The organism is Pseudomonas sp. BJa3 (assembly GCF_026343815.1).
In the GTDB taxonomy this organism is placed as follows: Bacteria; Pseudomonadota; Gammaproteobacteria; order Pseudomonadales; family Pseudomonadaceae; genus Aquipseudomonas; species Aquipseudomonas soli.
This window is the reverse complement of the sequence record NZ_JAOXMC010000007.1, coordinates 90,536-102,610: the sequence shown is the minus strand read 5'-3', so window position 1 is coordinate 102,610 and position 12,075 is coordinate 90,536. Positions and strand designations below refer to the sequence as shown.

15 protein-coding genes are annotated in these 12,075 nt (G+C 62.0%); 4 read left to right on the top strand and 11 right to left on the bottom strand.

Features of this window, described 5'->3' with window-relative positions; translation table 11 throughout:
- Positions 1–71: 71 nt before the first annotated feature.
- From OH705_RS10230 to OH705_RS10190, 9 genes are all read right to left on the bottom strand, one after another.
- Positions 72–1,229: a glutathionylspermidine synthase family protein gene (locus tag OH705_RS10230; RefSeq protein ID WP_023631080.1), complete on the bottom strand. Its 1,158-nt coding sequence runs from the start codon at positions 1,227–1,229 to the stop codon at positions 72–74.
- A 2-nt stretch (positions 1,230–1,231) separates the two neighbouring features.
- Entirely contained in the window at positions 1,232–1,984 is a 753-nt protein-coding gene (locus OH705_RS10225; protein WP_023631081.1) for a DUF1190 domain-containing protein, read from the bottom strand.
- A 25-nt stretch (positions 1,985–2,009) separates the two neighbouring features.
- On the bottom strand, positions 2,010–2,435 hold the full coding sequence (locus tag OH705_RS10220) for a DUF350 domain-containing protein (RefSeq protein WP_023631082.1): 426 nt from the start codon (positions 2,433–2,435) through the stop codon (positions 2,010–2,012).
- Between the two features lie 12 nt (positions 2,436–2,447).
- A complete protein-coding gene (locus OH705_RS10215; RefSeq protein ID WP_046856318.1) occupies positions 2,448–3,104 on the bottom strand; it encodes a DUF2491 family protein in 657 nt (218 codons plus the stop codon).
- A gap of 255 nt (positions 3,105–3,359) precedes the next feature.
- Positions 3,360–4,061 carry a PspA/IM30 family protein gene (locus tag OH705_RS10210; RefSeq protein WP_038705765.1) on the bottom strand — a complete coding sequence of 234 codons (702 nt, stop codon included), beginning with the start codon at positions 4,059–4,061 and terminating at the stop codon, positions 3,360–3,362.
- A 16-nt stretch (positions 4,062–4,077) separates the two neighbouring features.
- The gene (locus OH705_RS10205) at positions 4,078–4,692 is read right to left on the bottom strand and encodes a YjfI family protein (protein WP_023631917.1); all 615 of its coding nucleotides are present in this window, start codon (positions 4,690–4,692) and stop codon (positions 4,078–4,080) included.
- Positions 4,693–4,799: 107 nt separating this feature from the next.
- On the bottom strand, positions 4,800–5,432 hold the full coding sequence (locus OH705_RS10200) for a hypothetical protein (RefSeq protein ID WP_094010521.1): 633 nt from the start codon (positions 5,430–5,432) through the stop codon (positions 4,800–4,802).
- A gap of 11 nt (positions 5,433–5,443) precedes the next feature.
- Positions 5,444–5,734, bottom strand: a complete 291-nt coding sequence (locus OH705_RS10195) for a hypothetical protein (protein ID WP_023630567.1) — start codon at positions 5,732–5,734, stop codon at positions 5,444–5,446.
- Positions 5,735–6,006: 272 nt separating this feature from the next.
- Positions 6,007–6,936 carry a LysR family transcriptional regulator gene (locus tag OH705_RS10190; RefSeq protein ID WP_094010522.1) on the bottom strand — a complete coding sequence of 310 codons (930 nt, stop codon included), beginning with the start codon at positions 6,934–6,936 and terminating at the stop codon, positions 6,007–6,009.
- 173 nt (positions 6,937–7,109) lie between these two features.
- Here OH705_RS10190 and OH705_RS10185 point away from each other — a divergent pair, with 173 nt between their 5' ends.
- Together OH705_RS10185 and OH705_RS10180 are read left to right on the top strand one after the other, a co-directional pair.
- Positions 7,110–8,093: a DUF1852 domain-containing protein gene (locus OH705_RS10185; RefSeq protein ID WP_023630565.1), complete on the top strand. Its 984-nt coding sequence runs from the start codon at positions 7,110–7,112 to the stop codon at positions 8,091–8,093.
- A gap of 26 nt (positions 8,094–8,119) precedes the next feature.
- On the top strand, positions 8,120–9,154 hold the full coding sequence (locus OH705_RS10180; protein WP_267302106.1) for a methionine synthase: 1,035 nt from the start codon (positions 8,120–8,122) through the stop codon (positions 9,152–9,154).
- Positions 9,155–9,194: 40 nt separating this feature from the next.
- On the opposite strand, the gene OH705_RS10175 is transcribed toward OH705_RS10180, so the two are convergent.
- Positions 9,195–9,770, bottom strand: a complete 576-nt coding sequence (locus tag OH705_RS10175; RefSeq protein ID WP_267302105.1) for a hypothetical protein — start codon at positions 9,768–9,770, stop codon at positions 9,195–9,197.
- Between the two features lie 491 nt (positions 9,771–10,261).
- Here OH705_RS10175 and OH705_RS10170 point away from each other — a divergent pair, with 491 nt between their 5' ends.
- Together OH705_RS10170 and OH705_RS10165 are read left to right on the top strand one after the other, a co-directional pair.
- Entirely contained in the window at positions 10,262–10,582 is a 321-nt protein-coding gene (locus tag OH705_RS10170; protein ID WP_267302104.1) for a hypothetical protein, read from the top strand.
- Positions 10,583–10,590: 8 nt separating this feature from the next.
- Positions 10,591–11,088 (top strand): GNAT family N-acetyltransferase, encoded by a 498-nt coding sequence (locus OH705_RS10165; RefSeq protein ID WP_267302103.1) that lies wholly within the window; start codon positions 10,591–10,593, stop codon positions 11,086–11,088.
- A 152-nt stretch (positions 11,089–11,240) separates the two neighbouring features.
- Here the strand turns inward: OH705_RS10165 and OH705_RS10160 are convergent, their stop codons facing one another.
- Positions 11,241–12,053: an aminoglycoside phosphotransferase family protein gene (locus tag OH705_RS10160; protein ID WP_267302102.1), complete on the bottom strand. Its 813-nt coding sequence runs from the start codon at positions 12,051–12,053 to the stop codon at positions 11,241–11,243.
- Positions 12,054–12,075: the final 22 nt, after the last annotated feature.

Below are 12,075 nucleotides of genomic sequence, written 5' to 3'. Positions count from 1 at the left end.
TTGTGCGCGGGCGACCCGGCGCGTCCTGAAACCGACCATTGGAGGGGCCCCCGCATAGGCGGCCCTGACACTCAGTCCACGACCACATGCGGCACGAACCGCGAGCTGTCCTTGGTGATCAGGGTGTCGTCTTCACGAATGCCGATCCCCGAGGCCAGATCACCGACCACCCACGAACCGATCAGGGTGTAGCTGTCACCGAACTTCGGCAAAGGCGCGAAACCTTGCAGGATATACGGCGCATCATCGTAGGGGCCGTCCTCGAATACCCGCTGGTCATCGGTGGTGCGAATGTCCACATTGGCCCCCTCGCGGGAGAAATACGGCTTACGCACCCAGCCCTTGGGCACCGGCCGCCGTGGGTCTTCGTCGAGGAAGGCCGGCAACAGGTTCGGGTGGCCCTCATGCCATTCCCACAACAACGGCAGGATGCCCTTGTTGGAGATAAGCGACTTCCACGCCGGCTCGACGAACTGGGTATTGCAACCGGCGATCGCCCGGCCGAACTCCTCGTGGAAGATGTGCTCCCACGCGTGCAGCTTGAACAACCGCGGGATCGGTCGCCCCTCGAGATCGACGAAGCGCCCGTCACCATCCAGGCCGATATCCTCGATGTCGATATGCCGGGTACTGATACCCACGTGCCCGGCCATCTTGCGCAGGAAATCCGTGGTGCCACGGTCCTCGATGGACCCGCCGATGGCCGAGAAGTAGAACGGGCTTTCACGCTCGAAGGCGGCAAAAGCCCGCACCAGGTCTTCAGCCAGGGTGTTGAACTGGCTGGCATGGGCCGGCAGCACGCCGCGTTCGATCTGCTGCTCAAGCCAGATCAGCTGAAACGCCGCTGCTTCGTACAGGGAGGTCGGCGTGTCGTAGTTGGCCTCGATCAGCTTGGCCGGGCCTGTGCCGTCGTAGCTGAAGTCGAAACGCCCGTAGAGGTGCGCATGCCCCTCCTTCCACGAACGACGCACCAGGTCGAAGAACGCCGGCGCAATCGCCAGGCGGGTCATCAGCGCTTCGCTGTCGACGATGCGCGCCACTGCGTCCAGGCACATCGCATGCAGCTCCTGGGTCGGCGCTTCCAGGTCACGGCTGACCTGGGCCTCACTGAACTGGTAGTAACCGCGCTCATCCCAGTAGCGTTCGCCATCGATGGTGTGGAAGGCGAAGCCCTCTCGCTCGGCGGTGGCGCGCCAGTCTGGGCGTTCGTCGCAGTGGATCTTGCGCATGCTCAACCGCCGAAACTGAAGCCGCCGCTGCTCTTGCCGCCCCAGCCGCTGCGCGCAGTGGCCTGGCTGCCGAAGCCGCCACGGGAGATCGACGAGGACACGCTGGAGCGGGTCGAAGTGCTGGCCTTGTAGCTGCGGCCGCTGGAGCTGCCAGAGTAATAGCTGGAGTAGCTGCCACCGCTCTGCTGGGCCTGGTCGGAGCGCTCGAAACGCTTACCCTGATCGATCTGCTGGCCGAGCGTGGTGTTGCGGTAGCCACCGCTGCTGTCTCGGTACTGGTAGACCGGCTGCGAGTAGTACTGGCGATTGCCGCCACTGAGCACCTGGCCAAGCAGCAGGCCGGTCAGCAGGCCGTTGAAATTGCTGCCGCCGCTGCTGGCCTGGCCGCTGTTCTCGACCTGGGCGCGGGCCGCATCGACCTGTGACTGGCTGACCTCGCCCGATACCGCCAGCTCGAAACCGCCGAGGCGTGGCATGTAGCGGTTGTCGCTGGTGACCTGGCAGTAGTCCGGCACGAAGTCGGCCTCGCAGGCGGCCTTGTCGCCATAGGTCGGGGCGATGCGGCGATGGTCGGCCAATGCCTGCATGTAGGCATCGGAACACACGTCCACCGGTATCTTGTCATCGACACAGGCCTGGACGGTGGAGTAATTGCTGCGCTTGCTGACCGTGTAGGTCTCCTCCGGCGCGCTGCACGCGGTGAGCGCCAGTGGCAGGGAACTGGCCAGCACCAGCTTGACGGAACTGCGTCTCATGTATGGCTCCTTGCGCGCAAACGGCTCAGACCGACGGGGTCATGCAGGCCGAATTGAGGAAGCCCACGCTGATCGCCACGGCGGCGGCGTAGATCGCGGCGGCCATCTCGCCCTTGGCGATGCGGCTGGCCAGGCCCTTGAGCACCAGGCTGGTGATACCGAAGGCCAGCAGTTGCACCACGGCGGCGATCACCACCCAGACCACGAAGTCGAGCAGGCTGACGCTGTAGGCGATGATGTTGCTGGCCGGCAGCGAGAAGCCGATCAGCGCACCACCCAGGGCGATGGCCGCGGCGCTGTTGTTGTCGCGGATCAGGGCGAATTCGCGGTGCGGGGTGAGGTGCGTGTAGATGAACTGGAACAGCCAGAACAGCACCAGCGCCACGCTGATGTAGAGAATGAAGCCGATCACTGCCTGGGCGTTGAGCGACATGCGAAGTGCGTCGAGCATGGTGAATCCTTGTCAGATGACGTTGAAGTCCGTTGATTGCAGGGTGACACCCACCGAAGTGGTCAGGCTGACATTGCCGTCCTCGTCTTCCTCCACCGACAGCAGGAGGAATTCGCGGCGATCGGTCAGGCCGGTTTCGCGGGCATACAGCATCGACAGGTGCTGGATGCGGTAGCTGGTCTCGGGGCTGGTGACCCACTCGCTGATCGGCGTGAGCTCGGTCTGCCCCTCTTCGCTGCCCCACTGGCGAACGAACTCGTAGCCTTCGTGCTCGTAGTACGGCAGGCCGATGTTCGACTCGGGCCCGACCAGGCGCTTGAGCTCCGCGTCGCTGGTGACCGGCACCACGCTGTAGTAGCCGAACAGGATGATGTCACGGACATCGTCAGCCGACGCGCCATTCATCACCACCTGCAGCCAGTAGTCCTCGTCTTCCATATAGAAGCGCGCCAGGCGCACCGACTGGCCGAGGTCGACTTCACCGACCGCCCAGACCACCTCCTGCTCGGGGACCTCCAGCTCGGAATGCCCGTCGAGCAGCAGCTTGAGCGAGCGATCGAGCTTGAGCATGCGCCCGCTGCCCAGGCCGAATGGCAGGTTGCCTTGGGCCTGGCTGCCGGCGGCAGGTTTGGGGGCTTCGAAGCCCATGAAGCGTTTCAACCAACCCACGGGGCATCTCCTGGGTGAGAGGGTGACGGAACAGGAGCCAGTACTGGAGCTGTAGCGAACAGGCTGGGCCTGTTGGAAGAAGGCGACATTGAAAATCCCTTGGGTCGCGGCAGTCCTTTGGCGGGGGCGACACGATACTGCTTTTCGTGTGCCCCGCCAACGGGTCTGCAGCAGGGTTTTGCGCCAGCCGGGCCAGCTCCATCGCAGGGCAAGCCCGCTCCCACGGGCCCACGATAGGCCGGCCCGCTCAACTAATCACTCCGCCGGCTTGGCCGCCTTGGCCTTCAAGCGTGCCAGCACATCGTCGGCACCACTGTTGCTGGCGCCGATCCCGGCCGACTTCAGGCGTGCTTCCAGATCGCTGCCATCGGCCTTGGCCGCCAGCTCCGCCGCCGCTTCCAGCTCGGCGGCACGCTCGGTCTGGCGCTTCTTGATGCGGTCCAGCGAGCCGACCGCCGTTTCCAGGCTGCCATTGGCGCCGCCGGTGGCCGAGGCCGCACTGACCTGGGCACGCTGCACGCTCTCGCGGGCCTTGACCAGGTCTACCTGCTGCTTGAGGCCCTTGATCTGCGCCTCGGTTTTGCTCACGGTGGCGGTCAGGGTCGTCACCGACGCACCGAACTGGTCCGCCAGCGCCTGCTCGCTGTCACGCTGGTTGGTCAGGTCGGCGATGCGCGCCGCGCATTCGTGGGCCAGGCCCTCCTCGCCCTTGTCCAGCGCGGCAATGGCCTTTTGTTCCCAGTCGCCGATGGTCTTGTCGAACTCGGTGATGCGCTGCTGCGCGGTCTTGTGCTTGGCCATGATCTTGACCAGCTGGTTGCGCGCATCGATCAGGTTGTTGTCCGCGTCGCGAATCTCCTGGTCGAGGATGCGCAGGGCCTGGGAGTCGACGATCGCCTCACCGACTTCCGAAGCGCCGCCACGCAGGGCGGTGACGATCTTTCTCAACAAACTCATGGTGCAATCTCCGGAATCAGTGGGTGAAGTAGTCTTCGAAATCTTCGGCGGCGGTGATGACGTTGTCGGCCAGGGTGTGGATCTCCTGGACGATGTTGTCCAGCGACGAAGCCGCGCTCAGGGCGCCGAACATGGTGTATACCGACTCGCCCGAGGGCAGCGTGTGCAGGCCGATGGACGACAGCGGGAACACATCGCGGGTGCGCAGCACCGCATCGTTGAATGCAGCGCGGTCTTTCACCTGGCAGGCTTGCACCAGCAGCGTGTCGACCAGGATCTGCTCACCGGCCACGGCGATGTACAGCGGCAGGCCGTCCAGTTCGTTCATCACCAGCTTGAGGCTGGGCTCGGCGCCCTGTTGCAGGGACAGGCCGATCGACCCGCCGCGCACCTCGTCCAGGCCTTGCAGGGCGCCGTGCAGCGTTTCGATCGTCCAGTGGGTGTGCTCGGTCATGAAATCCTCCGTTCTGACCTGTTTGCCCGCGTGGGGCTGACGTAAAGCCTTCTCGATACCGCGCAGGGCGGCGGCGTGCTCGGGCAGGATCCACAGCTCACGCTTGACCAGGCCTGCGGCCTTGAGCCGGGCGCGCATGTCACGCATGTAGTCGGTGGAGCTTTTCTTGCCTGCCATCGAAGGGGGTGTCCTTGTCTCACATGTGATGCACGTTACGCCTGGATCATGAGCTGCACAAGCATCACATGTGAGGAGCAATGTTCACACGGTGCGCCCGCCCCAACCTACCCCGCCACACGCGTCAGCCGCTGCAGCGTCTCGATCACCTGCGGATCACGCGCCTCGAGCACATCCATCTGGATCCTTGCGATCACCGCCTTGAGCAGCTCGGTCTGACTCATCCGGGTTTGCCCCAGCAGCGTCAGGAAATCCTCGGCCATGTGCGCGTTGACCTTCATCGACAGCCGCCGCGTGGCTCCGGACGCCGGCAACCCCCGCTGATGCCGCTGCGCGTCGAGTGCCTGGACGAAGGCCTCGTGGCCGGGCTGCAGACCCGCCCCCTGGCGGGCCTGCACCAGCCAATGGAAATAATGGGCGAGGAACAGCTTGCGCAGGTGTGCCCCCGCCTCGCTGCTGACCGCTTGCATCGCCGCGTCGAGCACATCGAGATATACCGCCGGCAGCCGCGCCTCGATGGACTTGAGCTGCTGCTTGCGCGCCTCGCGGATAGCCGGAGTGGACTGCGGCGGGATGGCCACCACCGTATCGCAGCCATCGCACACGCCCACCAGGATGTCCCGCGCCACGCCCAGGCCATCACTGAAAGGCACGTCGCGCCGGGTGTAATGCATGGCGACCAACGCCTGGCAACGCTCGCACAGGGCCTGGCCGGTGTCGCCCTCGAACAGGATATTCATGCTTGGGTTACTCATTGGTGAACACTGATGAACCACGTCTGCGGCTCGATGAAATAGAACTTGATGTACCAACCGGAGCGCCTGAGCACATGGACTTCGATGGCTGGCACGGCATGGTGTGGGCTGCAGCTGTAGTGAGTGCCATTGCAAGCACGGATGACCTCGATGACATCGCCCGCACTGACCGCGCCAAGGGCCAACAGCTTCTTTACCTCGATATCGCCCCGCGCTGCATGCAGGTACCTCCCGGATTCGAGCGCGGCAATCACCGCGCTCCTGGCTGCCTTGAAGCCTTTTGGCATGCGCCCTCCCTGGCATTACGAAAATCATCGTACATTTTTCTGACCGAATCCAGCTTGCGCTTCGACTCAGCCGATCAACGGCGCTGTCGCGCACCGATGAAGCCTGGGCATGAACTATGGCCGCGGACACGCAAGTGTGTGGCCTGGATGTGTAACCAGCGCTTTCGGGGATTTACAGCGTGTTTCGCGCGGTCCTTGCCGACTCGATGATGACCCGCTGATCCGTCCGCCTCGATTGCCAGGTAATGCGCTGCGATAGCTGGGGCTGGCTGTCAGGTAGCGATCCCGGAAACAGCATTGACGCCTTCCAGCGTCGCGAAGGACATATCCTTTGCCGTGAGCAGGAAGTCGCTTACATAAGGCACTTCGAGCATGTCGCTGCGGACCGCCGCATACAGTTTTGCCTGCAGCCCCTTCTCCCCCAGTCGCTTGGTGGTCACGTAACCGCGCGAGCTGTATTCATGCACGGCCCAGTTCGGCAGGCAGCACACACCGCGGCCGCTGGCCACCAGTTGCATCATCATGATCGTCAGCTCCGAGGTGCGCACTTGCGCCGGCTCGATATCGGCCGGGTCAAGGAAGCGGGTGAAGATGTCCAGCCTGTTGCGCTCGATCGGGTAGGTGATCAGCGTCTGGCCGGCAAGATCGGCGGGCTCCAGATACGGCTTCACGCACAAGGCGTGATGATTATCGATGGCCAGCAATGCCTCATAGCCGAACAGTGGCACATAGCTGATCCCCGGCAGTTTCATCGGGTCGGACGTCACCACCAGGTCCAGATCGCCCCGCTCCAACGCCGGCAGTGGCGCGAATGAAAACCCCGACGCCAGGTCCAGCTCGACCTCCGGCCAGGCACCGCGAAATTCGTCCACCGTCGGCATCAGCCACTGATAGCAGCTGTGGCACTCGATGGCGATGTGCAGACGCCCGGCCGTACCACCCGCCAGTTTGCCCAGGTCCCGCTCGGTGGCACGGATCTGCGGCAGTACCTGCTCGGCCAGCTCCAGCAGCTTGAGACCAGCGCTGGTAAAACGTACCGGCCTGGACTTGCGCACGAACAGCGGCATGCCAATACGGTCTTCCAGCTCGCGGAACTGGTGCGACAACGCCGATTGGGTCAGGTGCAGCCGTTCGGCGGCCTCGTACAGGCTGTCGGTTTCGCGCAAGGCATGGATGGTGCGCAGGTGCCTCAGATCGATCATGAGAAAAACTACACTTGTATGCAAAAAAAATGAGTTTGTCTCATAAAGAGCTGATCTTTGACAATCCTTCATCGAATTTGCGCAAGCGACAAAGGCAGGCATGGGCGCGGCACCCATGAATCTCAACCCTGGCCTTCCTTGCCTCGCTTAAGACATCAGGGCTCACCACCACCATGAATAACGAGTTTGCATTCACCCTCAAACGGATCTGTTTCGATGAACACTACCAGCCTTCGGACAAGACCCGCACCACCACCAACTTCGCCAACCTGGCCAGGGGCAAGAGCCGCCAGGAAAACCTGCGCAATACCTTGAGGATGATCGACAACCGCTTCAATGCCCTGGCGCACTGGGATAACCCCAAAGGCGATCGCTACAGGGTCGAACTCGACATCATTTCAGTGGAAATGGATATCGGCCTCTCGGGGGCCGCCCCTGCACTGCCGTTGATCGAAATATTGAAAACGACGGTAGTTGACCGGGAAACCAACGAACGTATCGACGGCATGGTCGGCAATAATTTTTCGTCTTACGTGCGCGATTACGATTTCAGCGTGCTGTTGCAGGGGCACAACAAGGATCGGCACACCTTCAGCACCCCCGAGGACTTTGGCGACCTGCACGGAAAGCTGTTCAAGTGCTTCGTGAATTCACCCGCCTACAAAGCGCATTTCCGCAAGCCGCCCGTCATCTGCCTGAGCGTCTCGAGCAGCAAGGTGTATCACCGCACGGAAAACCAGCACCCGGTTCTGGGCGTGGAATACCTGCAGGCCGAATACTCGCTGACCGATGAGTACTTCAAGAAGATGGGCTTGAAGGTGCGCTACTTCATGCCGCCCAACAGTGCCGCGCCGCTGGCGTTCTATTTTGCCGGCGATCTGCTGGGCGACTACACCAACCTGGAACTGATCAGCACCATCAGCACGATGGACACCTTCCAGAAAATCTACCGGCCTGAAATCTACAACGCGAACTCCGCCGCCGGCAAAACCTACCAACCCAGCTTGCAGCACCAGGACTACTCGTTGACGCGCATCGTTTACGACCGCGAAGAGCGCAGCCGCCTGGCTGTCGAACAGGGCAAGTTCGCGCACGAACACTTCATCAAGCCCTACCAGGCCATTCTCGAGCAGTGGTCCGCCCGTTGCGCGCTTTGACTCAACCAGACACAAGGTTTTCCAGTATGAAAAAGCTGTTACCCACCTCCACTGCCGGCAGCCTGCCCAAACCCGCCTGGCTCGCTGAACCTGAGAAGCTCTGGTCGCCATGGAAGCTGGAGGGTGATGAACTGGTCGAGGGCAAGCAAGACGCGCTGCGCTTGTCCTTGCAAGAACAACAGCACGCCGGTATCGATATCGTCAGCGATGGCGAACAGACACGTCAGCATTTCGTCACGACCTTCATCGAACACCTCGACGGTGTCGATTTCGAGCAGCGCGAGACGGTCAGAATCCGTGATCGCTACGATGCGAGCGTGCCGACGGTCGTAGGCGCTGTTGCTCGCCGCCAGCCTGTGTTCGTCGATGACGCCAGGTTCTTGCGTCAGCAAACCTCACAACCCATCAAGTGGGCGCTGCCAGGCCCCATGACGATGATCGACACACTGTATGACGCCCACTACAAGAGCCGCGAAAAACTGGCCTGGGAATTCGCCAAGATCCTCAACCAGGAGGCCCGCGAACTCGAAGCGGCGGGTGTCGACATCATCCAGTTCGACGAACCGGCCTTCAACGTGTTCTTCGACGAGGTCAATGACTGGGGTGTGGCCACCCTGGAGCGCGCCATCGAAGGGCTCAAGTGCGAAACCGCCGTGCACATCTGCTACGGCTACGGCATCAAGGCCAACACCGACTGGAAAAAGACCCTGGGCTCGGAATGGCGGCAATACGAAGAAGCCTTCCCCAAGCTGCAGAAATCCAGCATCGACATCGTCTCGCTGGAGTGCCACAACTCCCACGTGCCGATGGAGCTGATCGAGCTTATCCGCGGCAAGAAAGTGATGGTTGGCGCCATTGATGTTGCCAACCACGCCATTGAAACCCCAGAGGAAGTCGCCAATACCCTGCGCAAGGCCCTGCAGTTCGTCGACGCCGACAAGCTCTACCCGTGCACCAACTGCGGCATGGCGCCCCTGCCGCGCCAGGTGGCAAGCGGCAAACTCAATGCGTTGAGCGCGGGCGCGGAGATTGTTCGCAGAGAGCTGGCAAACACGCGCTGAGCCGTGGGCGCCTGATGCTGTCGCGAGCACGCCCTGGCCATCAGTACAGCCCGCCCAAGGTCAACGCCAGGCCACCGCCCGCCTGCACGCCGATGTTGAACCCGGCGGAGAGGATCACGCCCTTGGCCGAGCGCAGCAGGCGCGGAAAAGTATCCTGCGGCAGGAACGCGCCACCCGCCCCTATCGCGGCGGTACCCAGGGCCAACAGCTTGGGATCCAGGCCGAACAGCACGCCCGAGCCGCTGCCACCGCCAACCAGGCCCACCCCGCCTTCGAGGAACACGCACCCGCCCTTGAAGTCGTCGCGCACCAGGCCACGGGCCGCGACCGATTCAGCCACCAGTACCTTACCGATCGCCGGGAGGTCTGCGCTGGTGCCCACCGCGCCGACGCTTTTGCCACGCACCAGCAGGTTGATCTTGCCTACCCGCGGCAAACGCGCGCCTGCGCCAACGCCGACTCCGAGCGAACCGTAGCGAAACTGCTGTTCGGCCTTGTTCGGATCGGTCAGGGTCAGCAAGCCACCGCTGGCGGCGGCAAACATCACCGTCAACCCACCCCCGCTGGCGCTCTTGTACTCCCAGTCGCTGACACTCAGCGGCAATGTGATCTGCATGTGCACCTCCGTGTAGTGGCAGCGTCACTCGACGCCGGCCAATCCGTGTGTCCAGATCGACAGCAGCATAGCAACCCGCGCCTTGCCAGCCCCATAGCCCCAATGAGCTATTGCCAAACTTCCCAATCGACTGACACATCTCATCCAGAAGCGATCGTTTGATCAGGCAAGGCGAAGACAGGCGAGAAACGGTAGGAGTCGCGCCTGGCCTTGCTGATTGCGCATGAAAACTCCGAACTTGTTTTCACCGCCGCATGACCGTCGCGCAGGCACTTTCGTACAAAGGCCTCGCCTGGCCTTCGGATATCCTTTCCATACCTTGGACACGGCTGGCCTCATGTCTGCTAGCGGTCTGACCAGGCAAAAATGTCAAGGGCAATGTGCTAGGATCGGGAAATACGGAGAATATCGTTGTGACGAACAGACCTGAAGCCGGGCTTGCCCGTCGTGCCGCTACCAGAAAAAAGTACCTCCTGCTGAAAGGCGGGAGAATGGAAGCATTGCGCATCACTGCTGACGATCTCGTTGAAGATCTCGCAACGAAAACCCTATCTGGCGGTACCTGGGTTACCGTCAAGATTCAAGGCAGGAATCGCCCTGCGAGAGCGCCGCACCTCTCCGATGTTGAGCGAGATCTGTCAGAACTGAAAAAGCTTGTCGCTGCCCTGGCTGTCCGTTCCGTTGCGCATGCAGAAATCACTAGTGTTGCTTCCTCGGGCATGACGGTTCTCGCCGCTGAGGCAGCCGAGCAGATGCTCGATGCTCCCCCTGAGCCCACCGAAGCGCTTCGTAACTTGCTCGCACTGCGCTGAGGGCATCAATGGACTTCATTACTGTCGACTTCGACAAGTCGATTGATCGCTCTGCGTTCGATTGTAAGATCCATCCCGCTCTCAACGCCTATATTACTCAACAAGCCGGCCAAGACCAGAAGCGCAACGTGTCGCGCACATTCATGTATATTGAGAAAAGCACTTTGCTGGGCTTTTACACGCTAGCTAATGCGTCCGTGGCGCTCGACTCGCTTAGTGAGAATCAGCAGAAAAAGATGCCTCGGTATCCGATCCCGGCAATTCTCTTGAGTCGTCTTGCAGTCGACCGAACCGCACAAAAACAAGGCCTTGGCAAACGCCTGATGGCAGACTTCTTTCGGCGAGTGTGCGTGGTTGCCCGACATTCGGGAGTTGCGTTCATTGTCGTTGATGCAAAGGACATGGACGCTGCCAGCTACTACCACAGCAAGCTTGGCTTCGTACCATCCAGCAATAATCCTTTTCGACTCGTATTACCCACCGCCACTCTTTTAAATACGGTTTAGACCGATCTGCCCAACGGAGGGAAATACACTGTGTGCCCGTGCGGGGCCAGTATGCGTGTAGCCAACGCCTAGGGGTTGGAGGGTTTCGTGTGCGAACTGCACATCAGCGCAATTCCGGCGTCACCCGTGATCGCCGGCTAACATGCAATGCCTCAGTCAGAACCCCGAGCGCTGCCATCGAGCGCCGAAGCCGCGAGCCTCGCCAACGCCAACCTGCCCTCCGGCTCAGCGCCGTCCTCGATCATCCAGGTCGCCGACAACCCTGCCCACGCCAGCACCCACTGCAACAGCCTGTGACGCTCGATACCGGCTGCCTGCGAAATGATCGCTATACGCCGTGAGAGGCGCCCCGGCGCCTGCGCGCTGGCTTCGTCCGGGTTGCAGAGGATGTTGGCAAAATCGAAGCCCCGCTCGCCGTACAACCCCTTGGGATCGATGGCGAGCCAACCGGCCGGCCCGAAATCCAGCACATTGCCGTGATGGATGTCGCCATGCAGCACCGCAGCGTCCTGGGGAGCTGCGAAAAGCGCCCTCGCTGCCTTTGCGCTGTGCTCCAGCACCCCACCGTGCGTCGCCGCCGCGCTCCACAATGCGTCGAACCATTGCTCCAGCGGCACCAGCGCAGGCCTCGGCGTAGACCGTGGCGCATGCAGGCGGGCCGCCACGGCACATAGAATGCGCGTGGCCTCGTCATCCCTGCCATCTGCGACCATCCTTGCAAGTGACGCCGCACCTTGCGCCCGCTTCATCAGCAACGCCTCGCCCGCGTGAGCCAGCACAGGGGCTGCACCGTCGCCTGCCCACCAGGCCATCAGCTGGCTACCGGCCTGCTCCTCTGGCGCCTGCGAGATTTTAAGTATCGCCGGTGTATCGCCCCGGCGAACGGGCAATAGATTGCCATTAGGTGAAACGAAAGCCTCCCCATCAATGGTCAGCCCCCACTGCTTCAGGTATTGGTCGAACATAGGCTCGCTGGTACTCACGCTT